Raw genomic sequence first — 26,431 nt, 5'->3', positions numbered from 1 at the left:
GCGGCGTCACCGCCGGAGCGCAGAACTCGTGGACGGGAGCGCAGAACTCGTGGACGGGAGCGGGGGACTCGCGGGCGGGAGCGGGGGACTCGCGGGCGGGTGGGCCCGGCCTCCCCGACTGGGCCGGACCCACCCCTGCTCGGCTCCCCTAGCCGATGTCTCTGCGTCGGAACGCGACCATCCCGGCGCCGATGAACGCGATCGCGACGGCGGAAAGCCACGCCAGCGGTGCCACGGTCAACTCCTCGCCAGGCAGCTTCGGAATGTGCTGGAACGGCGAGACGTCCAGCACCGCCTGGTCGAGGTCGAGTGCGGGTCCGAACATGCTGATCAACAGGAAGACGGCCGCGACAGCCCATACGGTGTTGGTCAGTTTCGGCACGGCGCCGAACACCGCGACCGCCACACCCGCCACCAGCCACACCGCTGGAAGCTGTGCGATACAGGCGACGAGCACCGCCGACACCTGGCCGCCGACGTCGCCGACCCGCAACCCGTGTGCCAAGCCCATACCAAGCCCCGCCCCCGCCAGCAGCAGTGCGCTGCCGAGCAACACGAACACCAGGTGGCCACCCATCCAGCGCAGCCTGCCGACACCGGTGGCCAGCAGTGGTTCGACCCGCACGGCGGATTCCTCCGCGCGCATCCGCAGCGCGGCCTGCACCGCGTAGAGAGTGGCCACCATCCCGAACGAGTTGGCCATCGCGGCGAGGAAGGCCTCCACGATCGCGTCCGAGCCGCCCATCCGCTCGAACACCTGGCGTGCCTGCTCACTGGTGCCGACGAGGTCGCCGATCCCGGCGGCCATCCCGCCGAACAGCACGGCCATAACGGCGAAGCCGGTCAGCCACCCGATGAACACTCCCCGGTGCAGCCGCAGGGCGAGCGCGAACGGTGTGCGCAGGCTCGGTGCCGCGCCCGAGGGCCCGAGGCTCGTGGGCAGCAACCCCATGCCGATGTCGCGTCTTGGCTGCAGTGCGTAGGCCACCGCCAGCAGCGCCACCGTCACGGCGAGCGGAATGAGCAGTACCCAGAACCGCTCGTCGGCGAACGGCCGCAGCTGCGTGCTCCAGCCGATCGGCGACAGCCACGAAAGCCAGCTCACGTCGGTGGCGGCGTCGCCGAGCGCGCGGAAGGCGAACGTCACGCCCAGCACCGCGCTCGCGATTCCGTTGGCCGTGCGGGAGTACTCGGCGAGCTGGGCCGTGATCGCAGCCACCGCGGTGAACACCCAGGTCACCGAGGCGAACCCGAGCCCGAGCGCGAGTGATCCGGTGGCGGACAACCCGGCGCCGATCAGCGCGCCCGCGGTGAGCAGGCCGGTGGCGAGCCCGAACACCGAGCAGACGACTACCGAGGCGGTGAGCGCCGCGTAGCGGCCGAGCACGGTGGACGACAGCAGCTCCTGCCTGCCGGTGTCTTCCTCCTGCCTGGTGTGCCGCGTCATCGTGAAGACGCACACGAGCGCGAGGAACAGCGGCAGCAGTGTGCCGAACCGCCACGCCGTGAAGCCGCCTGCGGTGGACAGGTCGAACGCCGGTCCGTAGAGCAACGCGATGGAAGGGTTGTTGCCCATGCTCGCCGTCAGCGCTTCGCGCTCGACCTGGGTCGGGTAGAGCTGCTCGTACGCGCCGACGGTGCCCGCGGGCGCGAGCGCGAGCACCAGCAACCAGATCGGCAGCACGATGCGGTCGCGGCGCAGTGCCAGCCGGATCAGGTGCCACGTGCCCGTGAGGTGGCTCGCTCTCGCCGAGGAGTACGGCGCGCGGGCCGTGGCGTGCTCGACGGTGGTGGTCATTTCGCCGTCGCCGCCTCGGGCCCGGGTGTCTCGGTGTAGTGGCGCAGGAACAACTCCTCCAGCGTCGGTGGCTGGCTGGTCAGGCTGCGAACGCCGACCTGGGTGAGCTGGCGCAGTGCCTCGTCGAGTGCGTCGGTCTCGACGTCGAACCGGACGTGGTTGCCCTCGATCTTGAGGTCGTGCACGTCACGCAGCTGGGAAAGGCCGTTAGGGTGTCCGGCGAGCTCGGCGGAGATCGACGTCTTCGTCAGGTGGCGCAGGTCGGCGAGCGTGCCGCTCTCCACGATCCGTCCGTTGCGGATGATGCTCACCCGGTCGCACAGTGCCTCCACCTCGGCGAGGATGTGGCTGGACAGCAGCACGGTGCGGCCCTGCCCTCGCTCTTCCTGGATGGTTTCCTGAAAGATCGCCTCCATCAGCGGGTCGAGCCCCGAGGTCGGCTCGTCCATGATCAGTAGCTCGACGTTGGAGGCGAGCGCGGCCACGACGGCAACCTTCTGCCTGTTGCCCTTGCTGTAGGTGCGGCCCTTCTTTCTGGGATCGAGGTCGAAGCGCTCGATCAGTTCGTCGCGGCGGCGCCTGTCCAGACCTCCGCGCAGCCTGCCGAGCAGATCGATCACCTCGCCGCCGCTGAGGTTGGGCCACAGATTGACGTCACCGGGTACGTAGGCGAGTCGGCGGTGTAGCGAGGTCGCGTCACGCCAGGGGTCACCACCCAGCAGGCTCACCTGCCCACGGTCGGCGCGAAGGAGCCCGAGCAGCACCCGAACGGCCGTCGACTTGCCCGCGCCGTTGGGGCCGAGGAAGCCGTGGACCTCGCCGGTCGCGACCGACAGGTTCAGTCCGTCGAGGGCCTTCGTCGGCCCGAAGGACTTGTGCAGGTCCTTCACGGATATGGCGTTTTCCATGTTCATGAAACTACACTGGTTTCACAAAGTTGTGAAGATGTGAAACAGTATAGATTTGGTGATTGACCGAACCCGACGGAAGGGATGGATCGACATGTCGAGCAGGCCACAGTCCCAGCGCGACCCGAGCTTCACCAGGGATGAGGAGGCAGTTCGCGAGTATGTCGAGAAACTGGCGCTGGCGCTGACCCAGATGGGCTTCCAGCGCATGCCCGCGAGGGTGTTCTCCGCCCTGACGGTCACCGACAGCGGCCGGATGACCGCGGCGGAACTCGCCGAGGCACTCAAAGTCAGCCCAGCCGCTATCTCCGGCGCCGTTCGCTATCTGGAGCAGATGGGGCTGGTCACCAAGGAACGGCAGCCCGGCGCGAGGCGTGACCACTACCGCCTCTACGACGACCTCTGGTATGCGTCGTTCCTCAAGCGCGACCGCATGATGCGGGTCTGGCGCGACGCCACGGCGGAAGGTGTGGCGGCGGTCGGCGAGAACACTCCCGCAGGCAGGCGGCTGGCGCACATGGTCGACTTCCTTGACTTCATGGTGAGGGAGATCCCGTTGCTGTTCGAGCGTTGGCACGAGGAGCACGGCGGGCAGGAAGCGGCGGCGAGCTAGCGGTCCGCGACTCGCTCACGAAAAAAGTTCCTCCCGGATGTATCTGGTGGCCCCCCGCGTGCGTCCTATGGGCGACAGCACGCCGACCGCGCAGGGAGGGACGCAATGAGCGACGAGCACCCATGTGTGGCCGAGCTCGCGGTGATCCGCGACTCGCTCGCCACGATGGGCGACCCGTGGCGGTGCGGGGAAACGTGGCTGAGCAGGCTCTCCGCCACCTCGCGCAGGGCCAGGCTCGGCGTTCCCTCACCGTCGGCCGAGGAGATCAGCGCGCGGGCGGATCTTCCCGCCCGCATGGCCGAGGCCGCGCTGTCACTCGAGGGAAGGCCGGTACGTGCCGAGCACGCTCCCACCCCGCACCTGCCTCGGGCGTTCGACCTGCGCGACGTGGCCGGTCGAAACTACGTCACGCCGGTCAAGGACCAGGGTGAGTGCGGTTCCTGCAGCGCGTTCGGCACGGTGGCGGCACTGGAGACCACAGCGGCATACACCAGGGGTGCGCCTGGTCTGAAGCTGGGTCTGTCCGAAGCCCACCTGTTCTTCGGCCACGCCGCCGCGCGGGAGGCGATTCTGCCGGACGGCACCTGGCCGGACGAGCTGTTCGAGGACTGCCGCAAGCTCGGGGTGACGTTCGCCGACTACTACCCCTACACCGATGACGACGCGGGTGCGCTCAACCCGGCATGGCGCGACAGGGTGGCCAAGGCCGACGGCGTCGTCGATCTCAGCAGCGATCCGGCGGCCATCAAGGAGCACATCTACGGCTACGGCGCCGTGACGGCCTGCCTCGTGGTGTACGACGACCTGTTCCACTACACCGGCGGTGTCTACCGGCACACCACCGAGCAGACCAGCGGTGGGCACTGCGTGGCACTGATCGGCTGGGACGACGACGCGGGCTGCTGGGTCGCGAAGAACTCGTGGGGCCCCGAATGGGGAGAGAACGGGTTCTTGCGTATCGCCTACGGCGAGGCCTACATCGAGGACTACCCCGACCCGAGGTCGACCACCCTCGGGTGCACCGGGGTGAACCTGCGCGCCTGGCTACCAGCGCAGCGCGCGCTCGGATTGTTCGTGACGGCGCACCAGGCCAACGGTTGGGTCTGTCTGGAGAACCTCGGATGGACCCGCATCGGCGGTGGGCCCGACGAACTGACGACCACGCTGGCGGTGCTCGGCTCCGCCAGGGCGAGCGGTCACACCATCGCACCGTTCGTCGACAACGACGAGCTCAGCACGATCAGCCACGGCGGCTGACTCGAGGAAGAGGCACCATGACACAGGACGCGGTGAACGACGCGAAGGCAGCGGACGAGGTACAGCCGGAGGAGTCCACACCGGACGTGCAGCCGCCCGCTCCGCCGACTGGTTGGGATCCGTATGCGCCCCCGCCGGGCCCGGTGGCGCCGGCTGGTTGGGATCCGTATGCGCCGCCGCCGAGGCCGGTGGTACCGGCTGGTTGGGATCCGTATGCGCCGCCGCCGAGGCCGGTGGTACCGGCTGGTTGGGATCCGTATGCGCCGCCGCCGAGGCCGGTGGTACCGGCTGGTTGGGATCCGTATGCGCCGCCGCCGAGGCCGGTGGTACCGACCGGTTGGGTCCCCTACGCACCGCCACCCAACGGGGGCAGCCAGCGGCAGCCGGCTCGACCTGCGGTCACCTCCGAAAGTGGTTGGAGCCAGCATCGATTGATCACGCAACTGTGGTCGGCAGGGGAATCGCCGGGGGTGTGGATCTCGGTGCACGGCGCGGGCTGGAAGCGGCTGTCTCCCGCCTCCGAGTCCGGCCACAGCCATCTGACGCTGCTGGCGCTGCTTGCGAAGAACTACCGGCTGCCTGTCGCTTATCACGAGGACTCGCGCGGGGAGATCGACCAGTTGCTGGTCTGAACCTCGCGCGGAACAGGTGGTGGCCGGCAGCCGAGGGGGCCGTCGGCCACCACCGCCCGGGAGAAGAGGAGGACGGCCGGACGTAGCGGCCGCAGGCACAGGAAAGGACGGGGCGTGGTGGCACTGGTCCGGCTGGCGCAGTCCGATGCGGGCAGGGCAGCGGAGTTGCGCGTCGGAGACACCGTGGAGTTGCGGCTCCCGGAGCTTCGGACGTCGGGTTACCGGTGGTCACTTCGCCTCCCTGAGGGGGTTCGGCTGGTCGCCGACGAATACGTCCGTGGGGGTGGCGACCATCCGGAAACGGGCCCTGTTGGGAACGGGGCCCCGGGGGGTGGTGGGGTTCGCCGGCTGGCGCTGGATGTCGTGGGCGCCGGCCGGCACCTCATCGAGGCCGAGCTGGCGCGGCCGTGGGAGGACCGGCCGCGCCGCTCGGTCAGTTTCGTCCTGTCCGTTACTCCGACCGAGTGAGCAATGTATCTCTATTCCGGCAACCCACTCCGCTGTCCCTTCCGGCCCGAGATACTGCCTGCGCCGACTTGAACAGCGCGATCCGGGAGGGCGGATGCGGTGACCGACGCCAGAACCGCCGAGGCGGACCCGTCGTGGGAAGGTCTGCGCGGACATGAGCTGTACGCGGCGTGCATGCACCAGGCGCGCGCGGGAAACCGTGCCGCGATGAACCGGCTCGTCAAGGAGTTGACGCCGCTGGTGTGGCAGGTCGCGCGTGGCAACGGGCTGGACAGGCACACCGCGGAGGACGTCGTGCAGACGGTGTGGCTCGCCCTGTTCCGGCACCTGGATCAGCTCGCCGACCCCAAGGCACTCGCCGCGTGGCTCATCACCACGTCGAGAAGGGAGGCGCAGCGTGCGGCACGGCGAAAGCCCGCACCGGTGCCGCTCACCGAGGAGTTGGCCGAAACCGTTCCCAGCGCGCAACCCGCGCCGGACGCGGAAGCGGTTCGTGCCGATCGCGATCGCCGGTTGTGGCGGGCGTTCGCGCAGTTGCCGCAGCGGTGTCAGGAGTTGCTGCGGTTGACGGTTCTCTCAGGACGTGCCGAGTATCGGCTGGTCGCCGACGCACTTCGCATTCCGCATGGCAGCATCGGACCTACGAGGGGTCGGTGCCTGCAGCGGATGCGGGGACTGCTGGAAGCTCAAGGGGGCAGCGTATGAACGAGGGCAACACCTTCCCGGACGACGACACGCTGCTGCTGGAGCTGGACAGGTTCGTCCACGAACTCGACCCGCCGCCGGACGACCTGGTGGAACGGGTGCAGTTCGCGCTGGCGCTGGAGGACCTGGACGTCGAGGTCGCGCGTTGGGAAAGGGCGGACGCGCTGACCGGAGTGCGCAGCGTGGCCCAGGGCACGATCACTTTCACAGTGAGCGACCTCACTGTGATGATCAACCTGACCGAGACGGGGCAGCGACATCGCATCGACGGCTGGCTCGTGCCGGAAGGCCAGTACACGGTCGAAGTGAGGGTGGCCGGACACGACTCGTTCACCACGGTCGCCGACGACGGCGGCCGGTTCGTACTCAACGACGTGCCGAGCGGAACCACCCAGATAGTGGTGTACATCGGCGGCGAATCGTGCCGCCGCACCATCGTCACCCCGGCCGTGGTGCTGTAGCAGCCATCCGGCGTGACAGCGCTGTTGACGGGTGTGCTCATATAGACCCCGTGCGTGGCGGGACACAACAGAATCGGGACCTCGACGCGGTGCTCGCCCTGCACCGGAAGGCCAACGACTCCGCGGCGAGCGCGCACAACATCGAAGCCATTCGGCTGCTGCGCAAGGCGTTGCGGTTGATCGACGCCGAGGCGCGACCCGACCCCGCCTGGGTGGCGGCCAGGATCAGGGTACTGATCAGTCTTGCCCTGGCGACCTCGGAAGTGGGTTCCACAGCAAAGGGGTTCCGGGGACTCAGGCGAGCACAGGCGCACCTTGAGCAGTTGCCCGAGGGCCGCAGCAAGCAGGAGTTGCAGGCGGTCATCTCAGGGCAGCGCGCCCTGTTGCTGTTCCGGGTCGGCAGGCCCGCGGAGTCGCTTGCCCTTTTCGACGCCATCATTCCCACGCTGGAGCGGCTGCAGAGTGAGGACGGCCTGCTGCTTGCCCGCACCATGACGAACCGGGCCCAGATCCATGCCGAGATGGGCGACGTCGACGCGGCGGCTCGAGACTTCGACAGGGCCATCGAGTTGGCCGCGGAACACGGCCTCGCCCGCATCGAGGGCAAGGCGCGCCACGGCCTCGGTGACCTCGCGCAGCTGGCGGGCGACATCCCCGGCGCGCTGCACCACTACGAGGAGGCGGCAAGGATTCTGGAATCGGTCGCGCCCGGCTGGCTGGCCAGGGTCCGGCTGGACCAGGCAAGGGCGCTGCTGGTCGCGGGACTGGCAAGGGAAGCCGCGAGACACCTCGACGAGGCACTACCCGACCTGCGCCGCAACCGAGTCATCCAGGACTTGGCCGAAGCCAAGGTCGCGAGGGCGGCCGCGGCGCTGCTCGAAGGCGACTACGACCTGGCTCGTCACCTCGCCGTCCTGGCGCGTCGCCGGTTCCTGCGTCGTGGCAACAAGCCGTGGGCGGAGGTCGCCGCGCTGGCACGGCTGCGCGCGGACGCCACCGAGGTACTGGAAAGCGCAGCGACGCCACCGGCGCGGCTGCCGTCCAACCTGCTGCGGGTCGCCGACCGGCTTGCCGGGCTGGGGCTGCGCGACGAGACCGCGGCGGCACGGCTGCTCGCGGTACGGCTGCTGGTGCGCAGGGGTGCCTTCGACGCGGCGGCCGAACAGTTGGCGAAGGTGCCGAAGCCGCGAAGGACCAGCCCGGTGGACCACAAGATGCTGCTGCGGCTGTGCCGTGCCGAATTGGCTGTCGCCACGGGACGGCCCCGCTCCGCGCTGGCGCAGGCTCGGGCGGGACTGACCGAACTGGGCTGGGCCCGCGACCGGATGGGTGGTCTCGACCTGCTGTGCGGCACCGCCGTGCACGGTCAGGAACTGGGCGCGCTGGCCGTCGGTCACGTGCTCGCCCGAGCGCGCGGGCAGCAGGGCGCGCGCAGGCTGCTCGCCTGGCAGGAACGCACCCGCGCGCAGGTGTACCGCTACGAGCCGCTGCCCGCGATCGACGACCCGGTGCTGGCCAGGTACCTCACCGAGATGCGGCACGTGCAGCGCACCGTCCAGCAGCACCGGCTGACAGGCAAGCCGGTGGCAGCACTGGAGAGCCGGTACGCGTGGCTGCAACGGGAGGCGAGCAGGCTCGGCTGGTACACCAGCCGCTGGGGCAGGCCGAGGCCGGTGTGCTCGCCGGAGGAGGTCGCGCAGCGGCTGGGCGGGCGCACACTGGTGAGCCTGGTCGGCCATGCCGACTCCCTTGCCGCGGTCGTGGTGCGTGACGGCCGGTTCAACCTGGTGCGGCTGGGATCGCTTTCCGAGGTGGTGGAGACCGCGAGGCAACTGCACGCCGATCTGCACGCGCTGGCGCCGGACCAGTTGCCCACCGCGTTGAGCGCGGCGGTGTCGGCGTCGGCGCGGCGCAGGGCGGCGCTGCTCGACGAGCGGCTGATCCGCCCACTCTCCGGGTTGATCGGCGACACCGAACTGGTGATCGTTCCAACCGGGTCGCTGCACGCCCTGCCGTGGCCCGCCCTGCCCAGCCTGCGGGGCAGACCGCTTTCGGTCGCCCCCTCGGCGACGGTGTGGGTCGCCGCCGCCCGCGCGGGTAGGCCGGAGCCGGTGGTGTTGGTCGGCGGTCCCGGTGTGCCGGGAGCTGTCGGGGAGGTGCGTCAACTGCGGACGGTGTACCCGTCGGCGCGGTTGGTGGACGGTGAGGCGGCGACCAGCGAGACGGTGTTGTCGGCGCTGGAGGGTTCCGGCGTGGCGCACCTGGTCGCGCACGGTGCGCACGAGCCGGGCAACGCGCTGTTCTCCCGGCTGGACCTCATCGACGGTCCGCTGTTCGCCCACGAGGCCGCACGGCTGTCCAACCCGCCGCAGCGGGTGGTGCTTGCGGCGTGTGAACTGGCGATGAGCCACATCCGGCCGGGCGAGGAGGCTCTCGGGTTCGCGGGCGCGCTGTTGGCGAGTGGTTCTCGAACGGTTGTCGGGGCCGTGGCCAGGGTCGGCGACAGTGCGGCCGCGCAGGCGATGACGGACCTGCACCGCAGCCTCGCCGCCGGGCTCTCACCGGCCGTGGCGCTGGCGCAGGCGACGGCGGTGGATCCGTTGCGGCGACCCTTCCTGTGTCTGGGGGCCGGCTGACCGGCCAGCGTGCTGCTACCCGCGTTCGGCAGCGGCGACCAGCCGGGTGGCCAGGAACCGGACCGCGGCGTGCAGCATCAGCTTCGCCAGCGGGCCGGTGCCGGGCACGGCCTCGGTGAAGGTCGCGCGCCAGCACAGCAGGGTGCCCCCGGAACCGTCGGGGCTCAGCAGCACCTCGGCGTGGTAGTCGCGCACCGGTGCGGTGCCCGCGAAGGTGTAGACGTGCCGGTGGGGCGGTTCGTAACCGGTGGTTTGCTCACGCATGAACAGCGGCCACGCACCCACCTTGCGGATCGCGCCGATCCCGCCGTCCTCCGGTTCGCCCCGTCGCTCCCACGAGGAGTGCATCACCAGTGGTCGTGCCCACCGAGACCAGTTCGCACCGTCGGTCTCCAGTTCGAACAGCTGCTGCGGCGGGGCGGTGCTGCTGCGCCGCACCTCGAACGAGTAGGTCCTGTTGGCCATCGGTCAACGATAGCCGCCGACAGCGCGAGTAGGGCAGCCGCGCTCTCCACGTTGCGCCATCGCGCGAATGCTGGTGCTCTGGAGGGCATGGGTATCAACTTCGACCAGATCAAGCACAGGGCCAAGGACGCACTCAGCAAGAACAGCGGCAAGATCGAGCAGGGCATCGACAAGGCGAGCGGGGCTGCCAGGTCCCGGTTCGGCAAGCAAGCGGGCAAGATCGACAGTGCCAGCCGTAAGGCCAAGGAAATGCTGCGCAAGAACGCGGGCGGCGGGCAGCACGGGGGTGACCAGCAGGGCGGCCCCAGGTAATCCCGGCCGCTCAGCACACCTCCCCGGAGGCCACCTCACCAGTCACGGCCGTGACCCGGCCACCGCGTTCCCCCAGCGCGATCAGGCCGTCGCGAGCCTCGGCGGCGGTCAGGTCCACCGTGACCGCCACACGTGCGGCGTTCCTGTGCTCGGCGAGTGCCCGCATCCCCGCATGCCCCGCTTCGATGGTGGCTGCCACCCCGCCTGTCGAGGCCAGCGCTCCCCGGGCCGCGCCGAGCTTGCCGAGCGCCTCGTCGAGCACGGGAAGCAGGGCCGCCCGGTTGCCCTCGACCATCGCCCGCACCAGGTCAGGCCGGGTGCCCGCCACCCGCGTGCCGTCGGCGAACGAACCGGCCGCCAGCGCCGCCGCCAGCGGACCACCGAACGAACCCACCGCCGCCAGCACCGCCGCGAACAGGTGCGGCAGGTGGGAAACGCGCGCGACCACCTCGTCGTGTGCCCGGCAGCCGAGCGGCACCACGTGCGCACCCGTGTCCAGCGCCAGCGTCGCTACCTCCCGCCACGCCGCCAGGTCGGTGTCCTCCTCGATCGCGACGACCCACGCCGCGCCGACGAACAACGTGGCCGTGCTCGCGGCGAAGCCCGACCTGGCCGTGCCCGCCATCGGATGACCACCGACGTACCTCGCCGCCGGGACCGTGCGGCCGACGGCGTCGCGCACCGGGGCCTTGACGCTGGTGACGTCGGTGAGCAGGCAGTCAGGCGCGTACTCGGCGACGAGCGGCAACACGGTGTCCAGCGCGGGCAGCGGCACGGCCAGCACGATCACCGCGTCCGCCTTCGCCGCTCGCCGTAGCGCCTGCGGCACATCGGTGGACACGTCGAAGCCTTCGTCCTCGGCGGCCCGGGCATCCAATGTGGAGTCCGTCGCGCCCCACACCTTCCTGCCCGCTGCCGCGGCCGCTCGCAGCAGCGAACCGCCGATCAGTCCCAACCCGATCACGCATACGTCTCGCACGGCGCCCATCCTGCCTCACCCGCGAAGGGCGTCCAGTGCGAACGCCGCGTACATCGCCACCCCGTTGGCCAGTGCCGCCTCGTCGTAGTGCACGCGGTTGGAGTGGTTGGCCGCAGCCTGCGTCGGCTCGGTCCCGCTGGGGCAGGCACCGAGGAACGCGAACGCACCCGGTACCCGTTGCAGCACGTAGGAGAAGTCCTCCGCGCCCATGATCGGCGCGGACATCGGCTCGACATTGTCGGCACCGAGAACCTCGGCGGCGAGCTGGAGCACTCGCGCGGCCGGTTCCGGCGAGTTCACCGTGGGCGGGTAGCCGGGTTCGATGTCGGTGAGCACCCGGCAGCCGTGTGCCGCGCCGACGTTCTCGCAAACCTTGGGCAAGTCCTCGTGCACCAGCGCCCTGGTGCGCGCCGACATCGTGCGGATCGTCCCCGACAGCTCGGCGCTCTCCGGAATGACGTTGCTGGTGGTGCCCGCGACGACGCGGGTGACGGAGACGACGGCGGGATCGAACACGTCGATCCGGCGGGTCACCATCGTCTGCAACGCGCCGACGAGTTCGGCCGCGGCGGGAATGGGGTCCACGGCGTTGTACGGCATCGAGGCGTGTCCGCCCGAGCCGACGACCCGGATGTCGAAGGTGTCGGCCGCGGCCATCACCGGACCGGGCCTCGTGGTGACAAGTCCGCTCGGCAGGTTGGCGTGAACGTGCAGGGCAAGCGCGCGCTCCACTCGCGTTCCCGCCGCGTCCAGCACACCCTCGTGGATCATGTGGCGGGCACCGTGGTGGCCTTCCTCGCCCGGCTGGAACATGAAAACGACCGAGCCCGCCAACTCCTCGACGTGTGAGCTGAGCAGTCGCGCCGCCGAAGCGAGCATGGCGACGTGGGTGTCGTGCCCGCAGGCGTGCATCACCCCCGGCACGTCGGATGCGAACTCGGCGCCGGTGTCCTCGGTCAGCGGCAGCGCGTCCATGTCACCGCGCAGCAGCACCGCGGGCCCCGGCCTGCCGCCGCGAAGCACGGCCGTGACGGACGTCGTCGTGGTACCGCGAGTGATCTCCAGGGGCAGCCCCTCAAGTGCGGCGACGACGGCCTCCTGGGTGCGGGGCAGCATGAGGCCCAGCTCGGGGTGCTGGTGGAGCTCGCGCCGCAGCGCGACCGTGCGCGGCTGCAGCGCCCTTGCCTCCGCCAGCAATCCGGCAAGTCGGGCATCGGGCAGCGAGGGCAACTCGGTGGGTCCGGTCATGTCCTGATACTGGCACGCATTCGGTTGACGCTTTCGTCGATCGACCTGAGCCGCGCGGGTATACGGTGGGCGCATGGCGGTGAAGGAGCCGATCACGGGGTTCGCGGTGGCGGTCGTGCGCGAGGACGGCCGGTGGCGATGCGGCCCGCTGGACACGGCCGCGCTCACCGATCTGGATGCCGCGATCACACAGTTGCGCAAGCTTCGCTCCACCGGTGCGGTGTTCGGGCTGCTGGCGGTGGACGACGAGTTCTTCGTCATCGTGCGGCCGAGCCCGACCGGTGCGTCGCTGCTGCTGTCCGACGCGGCCGCGGCCCTCGACTACGACGTCGCGGCGGATGTGCTCGACCTGCTGCGTGCCGAACCACCGGACGATGACGACGACGTCATCTGGCCGGAGGGAGACCTCGAGATCCTCGCCGACCTGGGAATGCCGGGTCCGGAGTTGGAGGTCATCGTCAACGAGGTCGAGCTGTACCCCGACGAGCAGTTGCAGATGATCGCTCAGCGGTGTGGCTTCGGCGACGAGTTCGCCAAGTTCGTCGACGACCTGTGAGTCTGCCGTTCGACCCTGACGACGCCGAAGCCGTGCGGTCGGCCGTCGGGTTCGCGCGGCGGGCGCTGGGCACCGCCGACGTGCCGGTGGGTGCCGTGGTGTTCGCGCCCGACGGCAGGCTGCTGGCCGGTGCCCACAACGCCAGGGAGCAACTGGGCGACCCCACAGCGCACGCCGAGATCCTGGCCCTGCGTGAGGCCGCGCGGGAGTACGGGGACGGTTGGCGGCTGGAGGGCTGCACCCTCGCGGTGACCGTCGAACCGTGCACCATGTGCGCGGGTGCCATCGTGCTGGCGCGCGTGGCCAGGTTGGTGTTCGGCGCGTGGGAGCCGAGGACGGGCGCGGTCGGTTCGCTGTGGGACGTGGTGCGCGACCGCAGGCTCAACCACCGGCCCGAGGTGATCGGCGGGGTGCTCGCGCGGGAGTGTTCGGCGTTGCTGGAGGAGTTCTTCGCGGGTCAACGCGATGCGACGGGGTCGTTCGAGTAGCGCTGGGCCGATGCAGTATCGTTTCCGGCGGTAGCGTGTCCGAGCGGCCGAAGGAGCACGACTCGAAATCGTGTGACGGTTAACCCCGTCCGTGGGTTCAAATCCCACCGCTACCGCTTGTGAACAGGCAAAACGCCGGGCAGCTCAGGAAGAGCGGCCCGGCGTTTTCGCTGTTTCTGCTCTCGCCTGCGGCACGTCGGTTTGCGGCCCCAGTTCCCGGTCCGGCTGATCGTCTTGTTGCACGGCCGTGTGACCGGGGTAGCACGGTCAGGTTGTGGCCGGTGCGGGCCGCGCGGTGATGGTGTGTGCTCAACGTGTCGGTGTGACCGCAGTACGTGTAACCGCTTGCTGCTCGCCGCGAAAGGCATTGCGCGGACGTCGTGGCTGCCGACAACAACGCCGCAACGATCGATCGACTGTCGGATGTGGACGGAAATGGCTCGGAACTGGAAAGCAACTGACGATCGAGTGTGGGCACAGCGTGTTCGGACCAAACTCGGTCGTGTTTCCGTGAACACCCGATGGGGTCACGGTCGTATCAAGTCGCGTGTCAACGGAAACGTTTTGGCCCCGCGAAGCGAAGGTTACGGCATGTGCTTCGAGGGCAATCGCCTGTTCGCGCGCGCGCTCGCGCTGTTCATCGCCGGTCTGGTCGGCATCGGGTTGGCCTCGGTCGTCGCCGCCCCACCCGCCTCGGCCGAACCCGTCCTGCCTGCCGGTTTCGCACTGCGTGACCTGCCGAGCGGGCAGCAGGCCGGTGACCTGACCGACTTCGCCTACCTGCCGGACGGCAGCGTGCTCAGTACCGGCAAGAGCGGCACCGTGGCATGGGTCTCCACCACTGGGCAGAGCCGCACGCTGGCCAAGCTACCCGTCCTCGCCGAACAGGACCTCGGGCTCGTCGGGTTGGCCGTCGCGCCCGACTACGCTTCGTCGCGGCACATCTACCTCGCCCGCTCCGTACCCACCGCGGGCGGTGCCTTCGAACTGCGGCTGTCAAGGTGGACGGTCACCGGCTCGGAACCGACCGGGCTGGCGGCCGAGACGCCGCTGCTGCGACTGCCGGGCGACAGCAACGTACATGCCATGACCGGGATCGAACCGGCCGACGACGGAACCCTGTGGGTGTCCATCGGAGACAACGCCAGCTACACGCGGGCGGACCCGCTCGCGTTGCGCGCCCTCGACCCCAACGCGGCACAGGGCAAGATCCTCCACATCACCGCGGACGGCAGCGGTGTCGCGAGCAACCCGTACTACGACGCGGCGAACCCGGATGCCACGCGGAGCAAGGTGTTCGCCAGCGGGTTCCGAAGCCCCTTCCGGCTGTCGCTCGACCCACGAACCGGGCTGCCGGTGGTCGGCGACGTCGGCTGGAACGCCTGGGAAGAGATCGACGTCGTTCAGCCGGGTCGCAACTACGGCTGGCCGTGCTGGGAAGCACGCGAACCCACACCGGGTTACCGGGACATGCCGCAGTGCGCGGGGGTGGGCAACACCGAACCGCTCGTCGCGATGCCGCACGGCAGCGGCACCGACAACGCCAACAGCTTCACCGGCGGCATCGTCTACACGGGCAACAGCTATCCCCAGGCCTACCGGGGTGCCTACTTCTTCGGTGACTACACCCACCAGAAGCTGTGGTCGGTGCACTACGACGGGCAGGGACGGCTGACGCAGGGGCCACAGAGTCCGCCGCTGGGTACCGGGGTGGGCAGGCCGGTGAGTTTCGCGGCCGCACCGAACGGTGACATCGTCTACGCCGACATCGGTTCCGGCACCCTGAAGCGGCTGACCTACACCGACGGCAACCAGGCTCCTGTGGCCAAGGCGACCACGACGACCGATCCGGAGACCCGAACGGTCACCTTCGATGCTGCGGGCTCTCACGACTTCGACGGCGACCCGCTGACCTACCACTGGGATTTCGGGGACGGGCAGACCGCGAGCGGCCCGAACGTGAGGCACACCTATGCCGAGGGAACGGAGCGGTTCACCGCGACGTTGACCGTCACCGACTCGCTCGGCGCGTCTTCGAGCACGCAGGTGACGGTGGTGCCGGGTAACCACACACCGGTGATCGAGGCGCAGACTCCCGGCGACCGCACGTTCGCCGTCGGAGAGCCGGTGCGGCTCAACGCGACGGCCACCGACGCCGAAGACGGTCCGCTGGGCGTGCACTGGCAGGCGACGGTGCTGCACTGTCCCGAGGAAGCCACCTGTCACGCCCACCCGACCGAATCGGCGGACGGTTCCACGTTCGAGCAGCCGTTCACCGACCATCCGGACTCCCGGATGGAGTTCACGGCGACCGCGACGGACAGCCAGGGGGTCGCCACCACCTTCACCTACACCGCGTGGCCGAGGGAGCACCGGCTCGCGCTCGACAGCAACGTGCCCGCCGCGCTGGAAATCGCCAGCGAGGGCGGCGGGGGCGGCTCGAGCACCGGGCGCAGCGCCACGCAGGTCACCGAGGGCGCGCAGGTCAGCGTTTCGGCGGCGGCTGTGGCGCTGGACGGTGTGTCGGAGTTCGCCGAATGGGCCGACGGCTCCTCGGAGCGGGTGCGAACCTTCGAGATGGCCGACGCCGACGTCGTGCTCACCGCGCTGTACTCCACCCCGGTCGCTCAGCGTTACGCGTCCGACCCGGATGTCAGATCCGTGCTCGGCGAGCCGACCGGTCCCGAGGTGATCGAGGGTGGCGTGTACTACCGCACCTACGAGAACGGCCGCCTCTACTGGACGCAGCCCGCGGGCACGCACGAGGTGCACGGCCCGCTCGCGGACAAGTACGTCGGCCTCGGCGCGCACCGCGCCTTGGGTGCGCCGACGACGGACCAGCGCACCACACCCGACGGGGCCGGCCGGTACAACCACTTCGAGGGTCGCACCGTCGGGCTTCCCGCGTCGGTGTACTGGACGCCGGAAACGGGTGCGCACGGGATCTGGGGTGCGATCCGGCAGCGTTGGGCGGCGCTGGGTTGGGAACGTGGGCCGTTGGGTTATCCGACGACGGACGAGTCGGTGACGCCGGACGGCGTCGGTCGGTACAACCACTTCTCGAAAGCGGCGTCGGTGTACTGGACGCCGAGCACCGGCGCACATGGAGTGTGGGGTGCGATCAGGAGCCGTTGGCGCGCGATGGGTTGGGAACGCGGCAGGCTCGGTTATCCGACGACGGACGAGTCGGTGACGCCGGACGGCGTCGGTCGGTACAACCACTTCTCCAAGGCAGCCTCGGTGTACTGGACGCCGAGCACCGGAGCGCACTCGGTGTACGGCGCGATTCGTAGCCGCTGGCGCGCGCTCGGCTGGGAACGGTCCTACCTCGGTTACCCGACGACGGACGAGTTCTCGGTGAACATCGGCAGGCGGGGCAACTTCCAGCGCGGCTACATCGTGTGGAACTCCTCGACCGGAGCGGTCACCGACCGCAGGTACTGAGTGAGCCGCCAGGAGGGCCGTGGCCGGGTGTGGCCACGGCCCTCCCGCACGTCCGCCTGCCGCAACACCGGCACGGTCAGCGGGCTCGTCCCGCTCCGCTGCCCGCGATCCGGCCGAACACCGAACCGTTGGTGAGGCCGCTGCCACCGGGGTAGTTGAAGTAGAAGATGCCTCCCACGAGTTCTCCGGCCGCGTACAGCCCCGGAATGGGGGCAAGGTCGGTGTCGAGCACCTCCGCGTCGGTGTTGATCCGCACCCCACCGAAGGTGAACGTGATCCCGCACGTCACCGCGTAGGCCTCGAACGGCCCCCGCTCGATGCGGTTGGCCCAGTTGGTCTTGTCCACCGCGAGCCCGTGGGTGCGCCGCCCGTCCTTGACGTTGGGGTTGAACGGGGTGTCGGTGTCGACGGCGGCGTTGTAGGCGAACAATTCGGCGAGGAAGCCGTCGGCGTCGACCCCGTCCAACTTGCCGGCCAACTCCTCGAGTGTGTCGGCGGTGACCTTGGTGACCTGGCGGATGCGGTACTCGTCGCGCAGTAGGTGGCTCACCTGCTGATCGAAGATCTGCCACGCGAAGTGGCCGGGTTGTTCCAGGATGCGCCGCCCGTACTTGGCGTAGGTGTAGTTGCGGAAGTCGGCGCCTTCGTCCACGAAGCGCCTGCCGTGGGCGTTGACCATGATGCCCCATGGGTAGCTGTGCTTCTGGAAGTTGTCGCCCACGGACAGGTCGCCGAACTCGGGTGCGTTCAGTTCCCACCCGACCGCGTGGCAACCGGACCAGTTCCCCACCGGGCTGGCCCCCGCCTCCAGCGCCATGCGGATGCCGTCGCCGGTGTTGAACTTCGTTCCGCGTACTTTCGCCAGGTCCCATGCGGGGCCGAGATACTTGGTGCGCATCTCCGTGTTGGCCTGGAATCCGCCGCTGGCGAGCACCACCGCGTCCGCAGGCTCGTCCCGTGCCTGCCCTGCCTGCCGGATGCTGACGCCGTGCACGCCGCCGCTGTCGTGCAGCAGTGACACCGCGCGGGCGCCGTATTCGACGCGAACGCCCTCGCGCAGCGCCGCCTTCGTCAACGCCTCCACCAGTCCTGGACCACCGCCCGAGGCCTCGACGGTCAGCCCGCCCCAGAACTTGAACTTGCCGTCGACCTTGAAGGCCTGCCTGCCGTAGATGGGCACGAACCGCACACCCTTGCCCGCCATCCACAGCAGCGTGGGCATGCTGCGTTCGACGAGCAGCGCGGCGAGGTCGGGATCGGTGCGGTACTCGGTCACCCGTGCCAGGTCGTCGAGAAAGGACTCCGTCGGATAGGCCCCGAAGTCGGTGGTGGCGATCTCCTCGTCGGTGAGGTCGGGCATCAGGCGACGGAGGTCCTCGACCCCGTTGTAGGCGACTCGCATGGCACCGGCGGTGAAGGCGGTGTTGCCGCCGCTCAGCGGCTTGGGCGCGCGCTCGAGCACCAGTACCTCCGCTCCCTGTTCTCGTGCCGACAGGGCTGCGCACAGGGCCGCGTTGCCTGCTCCGACGACTATGACCTTCCGAGAGTGCATGGTGCCTCGCATTCAAATTGCATTCAATATAGGGCAGTTTGTACTCAAGTTGCCGACCAGCGGCGAACCCCAGGTATCGTGTGTGTCGTGACCACGGCGCGTAACCACGACAAGGACCTCAAGCGCTACCTCGTGCCGGGTACCCACCGGGGGCGAACGACCGACGCGGTCACTGAGGCGCTGCGGGAGGCCATACTCGACGGGTTCCTCACACCGACGACGTGGCTGCGTGAGGACGAGATCGCGGGCGCCTTCGAGGTGAGCCGCACGCCGGTGCGCGAGGCGATGCGCAGGCTCGCCGACGAAGGCCTGGTCATCAAGACCGCGCACCATGGCACCACCGTGGCGCCGCTGTCGCTGGAGGACGTCCTGGCGCTCTACGTGGTCAGGGAGAACCTGGAAGGGCTCGCCGCGCGACTGGCGGCCGTACGCTGCCCCGCCGGGCTGGTCGAGCGGCTCGACGAGATCGGCTCCCGGATGAAGGCCGCGACCGCGGAGTCCGACACTGCCCAGCTTTACCGGCTGAACCTGGAGTGGCACCGGGCGTTGCGTGACGCGACCGGCAACTCCTACCTCGGCCGGTTCCTCGGCCAGGTGGAACACGCCGTGAGAAGGCTCCCGGCGTCCACGCTGGGTCACCCCGGAAGGGCCGAGGAAGTGCTGTCCGAGCACGATGCGGTGGTGCGTGCCGTCGAACAGCGCGACGGCGTGAGCGCCGAGCGGCTGGCCAAGGCGCACATGCGCCGGGCGCGGGAGATTCGGCTTTCGGTGATGCTCGGTGAGTGACGGCAGCCGCCGTACGGTCGGTTCAGCCCGCACTGCCCCACCGCCTCGCGAAGGCCCGCGCCAGGCGCAGCAACAGCGGAAGCGTTGAAAGCACCACGAGCAGCCGCACCACGTGCATGGCGGCCACGACGGCGGCGTCGGCACCCACGGCCGTCGCCGACGCCAGCATCTCGCCGACACCTCCTGGCACCATGCCGAAGACGGCCGTGGGTACGTCGGTCGAACTGGCGTAGCCGATCAGAATCCCCCAACCGACGCCGAAGCCGATCAGTCCGAGTACGACCACGAGGCCGGGCAGCAGGACGGACCGCAGCTCTCGCAGCACTCCCGGCTTGATCGTCAGGCCGACGACCGTCCCGGCGAGCAGTTGCGCGGTGACCTGCCAGGGAGTCGGCAGTTGGATATCGGCACCCGAGACGAGCCGTGCCGTGGCTGCTCCGGCGATCGAGCCGATGAGCGGCCAGAACGGCAGCCGCAGCAGGCGTGCCAGCGCGGCGCCCGCGGCGCCGGACAGCAGCACCAGTGCTATCCCCCCGCTCACCGCGCCCCCGACCAGGCGACCAGAACGGGCAGCACCACCAGCACCACGGCCAGCACGCGCGTCATGTGCACGGCCAACACCACACCCATCCGCGCACCGAGGTCCCTGCCGGTCAACGCGATCTCGCTGACCCCGCCGGGGGCACAGGAAAGCAGCGCGGTGACCGGGTCGATGCGGTAGCGGGCGATGAGCAGCGCCGCCAGCCCCGCCTCCAGCGCGAGCAGCAGCGCGATCCCGCAGGCCAGCGGCAGTGCGAGAGCGCCGATCCGGTGCAACGTGGTTGTGTCGAGCCGGGCACCCGCGACCGAGCCGAGTACCACCAGCGCCACCGTACGGACGCCCCTGCCGACCGCCGGGTGCCGAAACTCGGCTGTGCGGACGCGGTTCGCGACAGCGCTGCCCACGACGGAGCCGACGAGCACCGCCGCGGGAATGCGTAGCAGACTGAACACGGCCGCGCCCGCCAGCGCGCCCGTCAGCAACTGCGCGAGTCGGCCCGCGTCCGCCCACCATCGGTGTCCTGCAGAGCGGTTCACCTGCTACGCCACCAGTATCGCGGGCGTCAGGTACCCGACAGGCAGGGCGATGTCGGCGAAGGTCTGCAACGCGACCAGCACACCGAGCAGTGCGACCGTGTAGATCGCGATCGCGCGTGGCCGCAGCTGCGCGACCAGCCGCAGGAACACCGGAACGAACACCAGCGCGGCGAGCAGCAGTCCCAGCACGTAGACGAGCACGACGAAGCCGACCAGCCAGCCGAACGCGTGCGCGACCCAACCGAGTTCCTGCCGCCACGCCGCTGCAACCACGTCATCGCGGCCACGCGTTCGGCGACGGTACACCTGCACGGTGAGCGCGAGGGCCGCAAGGGCGGTGCCCAGCACACACACCAGTGTCGGCACCAGTCGCGCCTGCTCGCTGTAGCCCTGCGCGAGCACGAGCCCGCCGACGAACACCACGAGGAAACCGCCGGTGACAGTCATTTCCCAGGTTCGGGGTGCCTGCGTGCCCTCGGCGTCGCCGTCGTCGGCGGATCCGCCGCCACTGCGCCCGGCACGGGCCTTCGCCCAGCGCAGCGCGGCCAGTATCAACGGAACCACCAGCACTGCTGCCATCACCAGCACACCCGGCCGAAGTGCCCACTCGGAGAACGAGTACAGGTTCGCGGTCAGGTAGTAGTAGCGCTCAAGCGGCACGCTCAGCACGAACCCGATGAGGAACGGCGCCCTCGGGAATCCGGTCGACTTCATCAACCAGCCGATGGCGCCGAGCAGCAGCATGATCTGCAGCACGGCGATCTGCTGCGACTCCTGGAACCCGCTGGTGAACAGGATGACGATGAGCCCGCCCGCCAGCACGGGGAATCGCACGAAGCTGAGCTTGGCCAGCGGGAAGCTGAACAGGAAACACAGTGCGGCACCGATGACGCTCGCCAGCGCGAACGCCCATACGATCGTGTAAACGATGTCCAGGTGATCGGTGATGATCCGCGGCCCTGGTTCGATACCGAACACCAGCAACGCGCCGAGCAGCAGCGCGGCGGGGGCACCACCGGGAATGCCGAACAGCAGGGTGGGGATCAAATCGCCCGCTTCGACGCTGTTGTTCGCGCTTTCCGGTGCGATGATGCCGCGTGGATCACCTTTGCCGAACTTGTTCTTGCCCTTTTTCCGCGCGGTGGCGCGGGCCTGGCCGTAGGCCATCCACGTGCCCGCCGTCGCACCGATGCCTGGCAGTACGCCGGCCCAGATGCCGACGAAGGCCCCGCGAAGCACGTGCGTCCAGTGCCGCAACACGTCACGCAGCCCGATGCCCCAGCCCGAGCCGATACCCGAACCGGCAGCGACGCTGGTCTTGCGGGCAACCAGCGAAACCACTTCGGCGATGCCGAAGATCCCGAGCGCGACGGCCACCAGGTCCAGGCCCTCGTTGAGGAACAGCGTGCCGAACGTGAACCGGTAGTCGGCCGCAGCGGGCGCCGCGCCGACCTCGCCCAGCAGCAGCCCGAAGGCTCCCGCCACCAGGCCCTTGAGCATGTTGCCCCGCGACAGCAGCGCCGCCAGCGAGATGCCGAGAACCGTGAGCATGAAAAGTTCCGGCGAGCCGAGGTTCAACACGAGTGGGCGCGCCAGCGGTATCGACAGGGTCAACCCGACCGCGCCGAGCAGGCCGCCCGCCATCGAGGAAAGGAACGCGATGGCGAGCGCTCGCGCGCCCTGACCCTGCTTGGCCATCTCGTGACCGTCGAGCATCAGTACGGTCGCCGACGCCGAGCCGGGTATGCCGATGAGCACTGAGGAGATGGTGTCGGAGGTGTGCACCACGGCCACCGCGCCGACGATCAGCGCGAGTGCCTGGTGTGGCTCGATGATGAACACGAACGGGAGCAGGATGGCGACCGCTCCGGTACCGCCAAGCCCCGGGATGATGCCGATGACCAGGCCTGCCAGCACGCCCGCCAGCAGGAAGGCAAGCGTTGTGGGATCGAGCAGAGCGCCGAGTGCGCTCAGTGCCGCGTCGAGCATGGAAGAGGTGTCCTTTACGGGGAGGACTGCTGCTGTCGCGCCACCGCCGGTGAGCGCCCCGAAGGGCAGGCTCACCGGCGGCGGAGGCTGGTGTCAGTTGCCCTCGAGCGTGACGCCGTACGACTGCTTCAGCATGTCCAATGTGTACTTACGAACCGCGGGGTCGATCCGGAACGCCTTCCGCAGCTCCTCCTCGGCTTCCTTGCCGGAGTACAGCGGGTATCCGCCGAGCACGTCCTCGCTGGAGGAGGCGAACTTCTCGTCGTTGCTGATCTTGTCCACGGCATCCCAGTAGGACTGGACGATCTTCTCCGGTGTGCCCTCGTTGGCCCAAAGGCCCTTCTGGTAGACATAGCCCGGGATGAGGAACGCGCGGTACGCCTCGTACGCGGCGCCGCTCGGTGCCTTGCCGTGCAGTTGCTGGTAGACCTCTTCGACCGTGGGTAGGTCCGGCACATTGGGGTCGCGAACGATCTCGCCGTCCTTCAGGATGCCGAACGACATCAGCGGGATCGCCTTGCCCTCGTCGACGAGCGGCTTTACCTGCGTCAGGTAGGCGGAGGTGGTCTGATAGTCCACATTGACCTCGCCGCGTTCGAAAGCCAGCCGCGCCGGGCCGCGACCCTCGAAACCGAATGTGGCGTCGAGGTCGATCCCGAGCACGTCGAAGGCCTGCAGCATCGTGAGGTCGAGGCCGGTGGCGCTGATGCCGCCGTAGCCGAGCGGCTTCTTCGCGTCGGCGAGGTCCTTGGCCGACCGGATGCCGGTGCTCGGTGAGGTGTAGATGACACCGCCGGTGCCGTTGAGGATCAGCGGCCGCATCTTGGTGAAGTCGAACCGGACCTCGCTGCGGCCGAGCAGGGCCTGGAAGTACGTGGTGCCGGAGGTGACAAGGACCTGGCTGCCGTCCTTGCCGCCGCTCTGCACGAACTGGTTGGAGCCGGTGATGCTCTCACCGCCCGGCACGTTCTTCGGTGTGAAGGAGGGGTTGCCCGCGACGTGCTTTTCGAGATACGGGGCGAGGAACCGCGCCCACGTATCGGTACCGCCACCCTCCGAGTAGGGAATGACCAACTCGGTCCTGGCCGGCATGTCCGAAGACGCCTCGCCTCCACCGCTGCCCAGCCCCTGCGGGTTCGAGCATCCGGCCGCGAGCCCGACGGCTGCCATCGCCGCCAGCACGACCCTGGTCCGCGAACCGAACATCGTTGTTCGTTTCATTACTGTGTGTCTCCTTATCGCTTCACGACATCGAGTCGGCTGTCCACCCACCGGCCCGGCACGAGCACGGTGCCTTCCATGAGCCGCCTGGCCGTGCGGTATCCGGTCACCGAGGCCACCCGCCACCCGTCGCCTTCCTGCCGCACATCCGCGCTAAGCGGCAGGACTCCGGCAGGATGTCCGATGAGGCAGTCACCGCTCGCGCCACCGGCCGCCTCGGCGACCAGGGTTGCGGGAATGCCTGCCGCGACGGCCGTGCAGATGCCGCCCGTGAGCGCATACGATCGGTGAACCCTACCCATCGACATCATCGCGGCCCGCACGGTCGTGCCCTCGCCGCTCTGTAGTGCACCGTCGGTGAGCAGGTAATCTCGCGGCGTACCAACGAAAGTCAACTTCGGCACCGACGGTGTCCGCGCGGTCGCCTCCTCCGGCGTCTCGGTGATCCCGGCCAGGACCGCGCCGTGGGAGCGCACCGCTTCGATCCGGGCGAGCAGTGCCGGGTCGGAATCGATCTCGTCGGGAGTTTCGGTCCCTTTCAGGCCCAGCGCGTCCCACGGCACGAACAGCAGCGGGTTGGCGGCGTCCACGATCGACACCGGGATCGTTCCCAGCTCCGGAACCGTGAGCTCGTCCTTCGGGCTGCCAGTGGGCAGCAGCGCGCCGGTGACGGCTCCGGCAGGGTCCTCGTAGTCCAGCCTGATCCGCGAGCCGGTGCCGGGAACGCCGGGCAGCGCGAAGTCGCCTGCCGGGTCGAACCGGCCGTTGCTGGTGGGCACATGCGCGACGATGACCTTGCCGGTGTTGACGTTGAGGATGCGCACACGTGTCACCGGCTCGGTCGGCTCGACCAGGCCTTCATCCACGGCGAAGGGGCCGACTCCCGACGACAGGTTGCCGCAGTTGCCCCGGCGGTCGATGAGGGCGTGGTCGATGGACACCTGCCCGAACTCGTACAGGACGTCGACGCCCTGGTGACTGCCGTCGGAGATGACGGCCACCTTGCTGGTGCTCGACGTCGCGCCACCGATCCCGTCGACCTGGCGCCGGTCGGCGTCGGGACTGCCGTAGGCGGCGAGGATGAAAGCGTCACGCAGGGCCTTCTCGCTCGGGAGGTCCCGGTCGTGGAAGAACAGGCCACGGCTGGTCCCTCCACGCATCAGCACTGCCGGAACACGCACTGTCACCTCACATTGAATGCAATCTGAACGCGCTTTGCGTGCTAATGGTGTCCAGCGGGTGAGGTAAGCACAAGCGGCGATTCGTGCATGCAGAATGAAGCCATGCTTAACGCGCCCCTGGACCTGGTCCGGCTGCGGCTACTCGCCGAGGTCGCCCGCCACGGGTCCATGACGTCCGCGGCCGCCGCGCTCGCGTACACGCCGTCGGCCGTCTCGCAGCAGATCCGGCGGCTGGAGAGTGACGTCGGGCAGCCCGTGCTCGACCGGCATCACAGGGGCGTCAGCCTCACCGAGGCGGGCCGCGTCATCGTGGAGCACACGCTCGCCATCGAACGCAACCTCGAGGCACTGCGAGTGAGGCTCGACGACATCGCGGGCCTACGACAAGGATCGCTTCGACTCGGCACCTTTCCAACGGTCGCCTCGTCGCTGCTGCCGCTCGCGGTTACCGGATTTCGCCGCGCCTACCCCGGTGTGCGGTTGTCCGTGCACAGCGCACGGCTGAGGCAGTTGCTCGATCTGCTCGACCGCCGCAGCGTGGAGCTGGCGTTCTTGTGGGAGTACGAGTGGTCACGCATCACGGCGGACTCGCTGGAACTGAAGGTCGTGACCGAGGACCCGACGGCGCTCGTGGTGGCGCAGTCGCACCGGCTCGCCGGTCGGGAGTCGGTGGACGTCGCCGAACTCGCCGACGAGAGCTGGATCATCCGTGGTGACAACCACCCGGTGGCGGAGGTGCTGTCGCGCACCGCGCATGCCGCGGGGTTCGAGCCGTCGGTCGCCTTCGAAGCCAACGACTACCAGGAGGCGCAGGCGATGGTCGCTGTCGGCATGGGCATCGCGCTGGCGCCGAGGCTCGCCCTGGCGAACTTGCGCGCCGACGTGCGGGTGCTGCGGCTGGACGGTTACGCGCCGAGCCGCCGCATCCTGCTCGCCCGGTTGGCTTCTCGCGTGGTGACCCCGGCCGAGCAGGCGATGGCCGACGTGATCCTCGATCTCGGCCGCAACGGAACAGTCGGGTGCTGAGCGCGAATGGACGGCCGTGACGGTGAACAGTGCGAGCGGATGCTCGCCCGCCTCGGGCGGGGTGCTGCGAACCCGCCGGATGTGGCTGCGCCGCTTCACGGCGGCCGACGCGGAATCGCTGGCGGCCCTGCACGGCGACCCGGAGGTGATGCGCTACCTCGATGACGGGCGGCCGGTGCCGCCCACCGTCGTGGTTGAGCGGACCCTGCCCGCGATCCTGCGTGAGTACGACCAACTTCCGGACGGGCACGGCTGCTTCGCCGCCACCGAACTGGCCAGTGGCAGCTTCCTGGGTTGGTTCAGCTTGCGGCCCGCGAGCAGCGTCGGCCTCGACGGCGGGATCGAACTGGGATATCGGCTCCGCCGCGCGGTGTGGGGGAGGGGGTATGCGACCGAAGGGGCCCGCGCGCTGGTTCACAACGCCTTCGCCGCGCTCGGCGTGCAACGGTTGGTCGCGACCACGATGGCGGTCAACACCGCATCCCGGCGGGTGCTGGAGAAGGCGGGGCTACGGCTGGTTCGTACGTTCCACCAGGCGTGGCCCGAACCGATCGAGGGCGCCGAGCACGGAGACGTGGAGTACGCGCTGACCCGCGAAAGCTGGCAGCGGGACTTGCCCGGATGATCTC

At 69.4% G+C, this 26,431-nt stretch carries 25 protein-coding genes and 1 tRNA gene; 15 read left to right on the top strand and 11 right to left on the bottom strand.

Annotated elements, in window-relative coordinates; genetic code table 11:
• Positions 1 to 148 precede the first annotated feature (148 nt).
• Together SACMADRAFT_RS25235 and SACMADRAFT_RS25230 are read right to left on the bottom strand one after the other, a co-directional pair.
• On the bottom strand, positions 149 to 1,798 hold the full coding sequence (locus SACMADRAFT_RS25235) for an ABC transporter permease (RefSeq protein WP_009156695.1): 1,650 nt from the start codon (positions 1,796 to 1,798) through the stop codon (positions 149 to 151).
• Positions 1,795 to 2,706 carry an ABC transporter ATP-binding protein gene (locus tag SACMADRAFT_RS25230; protein WP_040926815.1) on the bottom strand — a complete coding sequence of 304 codons (912 nt, stop codon included), beginning with the start codon at positions 2,704 to 2,706 and terminating at the stop codon, positions 1,795 to 1,797. Before SACMADRAFT_RS25230 ends, SACMADRAFT_RS25235 begins: the two co-directional genes overlap by 4 nt.
• A gap of 94 nt (positions 2,707 to 2,800) precedes the next feature.
• On the opposite strand from SACMADRAFT_RS25230, the gene SACMADRAFT_RS25225 reads away from it, so the two are divergent.
• The 7 genes from SACMADRAFT_RS25225 to SACMADRAFT_RS25195 all read left to right on the top strand — a co-directional run bounded on the left by SACMADRAFT_RS25225 (position 2,801) and on the right by SACMADRAFT_RS25195 (position 9,478).
• Positions 2,801 to 3,319, top strand: coding sequence for a GbsR/MarR family transcriptional regulator (locus tag SACMADRAFT_RS25225; RefSeq protein WP_009156693.1), 519 nt, complete (start codon positions 2,801 to 2,803; stop codon positions 3,317 to 3,319).
• Positions 3,320 to 3,424: 105 nt separating this feature from the next.
• Complete coding sequence (locus SACMADRAFT_RS25220; RefSeq protein WP_009156692.1) at positions 3,425 to 4,576, top strand: C1 family peptidase; 1,152 nt, start codon at positions 3,425 to 3,427, stop codon at positions 4,574 to 4,576.
• A 431-nt stretch (positions 4,577 to 5,007) separates the two neighbouring features.
• Positions 5,008 to 5,208: a hypothetical protein gene (locus SACMADRAFT_RS31065; protein WP_232285468.1), complete on the top strand. Its 201-nt coding sequence runs from the start codon at positions 5,008 to 5,010 to the stop codon at positions 5,206 to 5,208.
• Positions 5,209 to 5,322: 114 nt separating this feature from the next.
• The gene (locus SACMADRAFT_RS25210; protein WP_009156690.1) at positions 5,323 to 5,676 is read left to right on the top strand and encodes a protease inhibitor I42 family protein; all 354 of its coding nucleotides are present in this window, start codon (positions 5,323 to 5,325) and stop codon (positions 5,674 to 5,676) included.
• A 99-nt stretch (positions 5,677 to 5,775) separates the two neighbouring features.
• Complete coding sequence (locus SACMADRAFT_RS25205) at positions 5,776 to 6,381, top strand: RNA polymerase sigma factor (RefSeq protein ID WP_009156689.1); 606 nt, start codon at positions 5,776 to 5,778, stop codon at positions 6,379 to 6,381.
• On the top strand, positions 6,378 to 6,842 hold the full coding sequence (locus SACMADRAFT_RS25200) for a hypothetical protein (RefSeq protein WP_009156688.1): 465 nt from the start codon (positions 6,378 to 6,380) through the stop codon (positions 6,840 to 6,842). The genes SACMADRAFT_RS25205 and SACMADRAFT_RS25200 overlap by 4 nt, the downstream gene beginning before the upstream one ends.
• Positions 6,843 to 6,892: 50 nt before the next feature.
• A complete protein-coding gene (locus SACMADRAFT_RS25195) occupies positions 6,893 to 9,478 on the top strand; it encodes a CHAT domain-containing protein (RefSeq protein WP_040925890.1) in 2,586 nt (861 codons plus the stop codon).
• 15 nt (positions 9,479 to 9,493) lie between these two features.
• On the opposite strand, the gene SACMADRAFT_RS25190 is transcribed toward SACMADRAFT_RS25195, so the two are convergent.
• Positions 9,494 to 9,943: an SRPBCC family protein gene (locus SACMADRAFT_RS25190; RefSeq protein ID WP_009156686.1), complete on the bottom strand. Its 450-nt coding sequence runs from the start codon at positions 9,941 to 9,943 to the stop codon at positions 9,494 to 9,496.
• An 87-nt stretch (positions 9,944 to 10,030) separates the two neighbouring features.
• On the opposite strand from SACMADRAFT_RS25190, the gene SACMADRAFT_RS25185 reads away from it, so the two are divergent.
• The gene (locus tag SACMADRAFT_RS25185) at positions 10,031 to 10,255 is read left to right on the top strand and encodes an antitoxin (RefSeq protein ID WP_009156685.1); all 225 of its coding nucleotides are present in this window, start codon (positions 10,031 to 10,033) and stop codon (positions 10,253 to 10,255) included.
• Positions 10,256 to 10,265: 10 nt separating this feature from the next.
• Here the strand turns inward: SACMADRAFT_RS25185 and SACMADRAFT_RS25180 are convergent, their stop codons facing one another.
• Positions 10,266 to 11,243 (bottom strand): prephenate dehydrogenase, encoded by a 978-nt coding sequence (locus SACMADRAFT_RS25180; RefSeq protein WP_009156684.1) that lies wholly within the window; start codon positions 11,241 to 11,243, stop codon positions 10,266 to 10,268.
• Positions 11,244 to 11,249: 6 nt separating this feature from the next.
• A complete protein-coding gene (locus SACMADRAFT_RS25175) occupies positions 11,250 to 12,482 on the bottom strand; it encodes a M20 metallopeptidase family protein (protein ID WP_009156683.1) in 1,233 nt (410 codons plus the stop codon).
• A 73-nt stretch (positions 12,483 to 12,555) separates the two neighbouring features.
• Here SACMADRAFT_RS25175 and SACMADRAFT_RS25170 point away from each other — a divergent pair, with 73 nt between their 5' ends.
• The 4 genes from SACMADRAFT_RS25170 (at position 12,556) to SACMADRAFT_RS25155 (ending at position 16,970) form a co-directional block, all read left to right on the top strand.
• On the top strand, positions 12,556 to 13,038 hold the full coding sequence (locus SACMADRAFT_RS25170; protein ID WP_009156682.1) for a tRNA adenosine deaminase-associated protein: 483 nt from the start codon (positions 12,556 to 12,558) through the stop codon (positions 13,036 to 13,038).
• The gene (locus SACMADRAFT_RS25165) at positions 13,035 to 13,526 is read left to right on the top strand and encodes a nucleoside deaminase (protein ID WP_009156681.1); all 492 of its coding nucleotides are present in this window, start codon (positions 13,035 to 13,037) and stop codon (positions 13,524 to 13,526) included. Before SACMADRAFT_RS25170 ends, SACMADRAFT_RS25165 begins: the two co-directional genes overlap by 4 nt.
• Positions 13,527 to 13,555: 29 nt before the next feature.
• Positions 13,556 to 13,642: transfer RNA gene (locus SACMADRAFT_RS25160), tRNA-Ser, on the top strand.
• Positions 13,643 to 14,117: 475 nt separating this feature from the next.
• Entirely contained in the window at positions 14,118 to 16,970 is a 2,853-nt protein-coding gene (locus SACMADRAFT_RS25155; protein ID WP_009156680.1) for a PQQ-dependent sugar dehydrogenase, read from the top strand.
• A gap of 76 nt (positions 16,971 to 17,046) precedes the next feature.
• Here SACMADRAFT_RS25155 and tcuA read toward each other — a convergent pair whose 3' ends face one another.
• On the bottom strand, positions 17,047 to 18,522 hold the full coding sequence (gene tcuA, locus SACMADRAFT_RS25150) for an FAD-dependent tricarballylate dehydrogenase TcuA (RefSeq protein ID WP_009156678.1): 1,476 nt from the start codon (positions 18,520 to 18,522) through the stop codon (positions 17,047 to 17,049).
• An 87-nt stretch (positions 18,523 to 18,609) separates the two neighbouring features.
• Here tcuA and SACMADRAFT_RS25145 point away from each other — a divergent pair, with 87 nt between their 5' ends.
• On the top strand, positions 18,610 to 19,308 hold the full coding sequence (locus SACMADRAFT_RS25145; RefSeq protein ID WP_009156677.1) for a GntR family transcriptional regulator: 699 nt from the start codon (positions 18,610 to 18,612) through the stop codon (positions 19,306 to 19,308).
• A gap of 22 nt (positions 19,309 to 19,330) precedes the next feature.
• On the opposite strand, the gene SACMADRAFT_RS25140 is transcribed toward SACMADRAFT_RS25145, so the two are convergent.
• Genes SACMADRAFT_RS25140 through SACMADRAFT_RS25120 form a run of 5 tightly spaced genes read right to left on the bottom strand, consistent with a single transcriptional unit; the run spans position 19,331 to position 24,755 of the window.
• Entirely contained in the window at positions 19,331 to 19,849 is a 519-nt protein-coding gene (locus SACMADRAFT_RS25140) for an AbrB family transcriptional regulator (protein WP_009156676.1), read from the bottom strand.
• Positions 19,846 to 20,385 carry an AbrB family transcriptional regulator gene (locus tag SACMADRAFT_RS25135; protein WP_009156675.1) on the bottom strand — a complete coding sequence of 180 codons (540 nt, stop codon included), beginning with the start codon at positions 20,383 to 20,385 and terminating at the stop codon, positions 19,846 to 19,848. Before SACMADRAFT_RS25135 ends, SACMADRAFT_RS25140 begins: the two co-directional genes overlap by 4 nt.
• 3 nt (positions 20,386 to 20,388) lie before the next feature.
• Positions 20,389 to 22,449 carry a tripartite tricarboxylate transporter permease gene (locus SACMADRAFT_RS25130; protein ID WP_232285467.1) on the bottom strand — a complete coding sequence of 687 codons (2,061 nt, stop codon included), beginning with the start codon at positions 22,447 to 22,449 and terminating at the stop codon, positions 20,389 to 20,391.
• Between the two features lie 18 nt (positions 22,450 to 22,467).
• On the bottom strand, positions 22,468 to 23,595 hold the full coding sequence (locus SACMADRAFT_RS25125) for a type 2 periplasmic-binding domain-containing protein (protein WP_009156673.1): 1,128 nt from the start codon (positions 23,593 to 23,595) through the stop codon (positions 22,468 to 22,470).
• Positions 23,596 to 23,609: 14 nt separating this feature from the next.
• Positions 23,610 to 24,755 carry a 2-methylaconitate cis-trans isomerase PrpF family protein gene (locus SACMADRAFT_RS25120; protein WP_232285466.1) on the bottom strand — a complete coding sequence of 382 codons (1,146 nt, stop codon included), beginning with the start codon at positions 24,753 to 24,755 and terminating at the stop codon, positions 23,610 to 23,612.
• Between the two features lie 123 nt (positions 24,756 to 24,878).
• Between SACMADRAFT_RS25120 and SACMADRAFT_RS25115 the strand changes: the two genes are divergently transcribed.
• The gene (locus tag SACMADRAFT_RS25115) at positions 24,879 to 25,802 is read left to right on the top strand and encodes a LysR family transcriptional regulator (protein WP_040926810.1); all 924 of its coding nucleotides are present in this window, start codon (positions 24,879 to 24,881) and stop codon (positions 25,800 to 25,802) included.
• Positions 25,803 to 25,818: 16 nt separating this feature from the next.
• The gene (locus SACMADRAFT_RS25110) at positions 25,819 to 26,427 is read left to right on the top strand and encodes a GNAT family N-acetyltransferase (RefSeq protein ID WP_009156670.1); all 609 of its coding nucleotides are present in this window, start codon (positions 25,819 to 25,821) and stop codon (positions 26,425 to 26,427) included.
• Positions 26,428 to 26,431 lie beyond the last annotated feature (4 nt).

The organism is Saccharomonospora marina XMU15 (assembly GCF_000244955.1).
Taxonomy (GTDB): Bacteria; Actinomycetota; Actinomycetes; order Mycobacteriales; family Pseudonocardiaceae; genus Saccharomonospora_A; species Saccharomonospora_A marina.
Note: the sequence above shows the minus strand (reverse complement) of the source record. Positions and strands in the feature narration are given on the sequence as shown.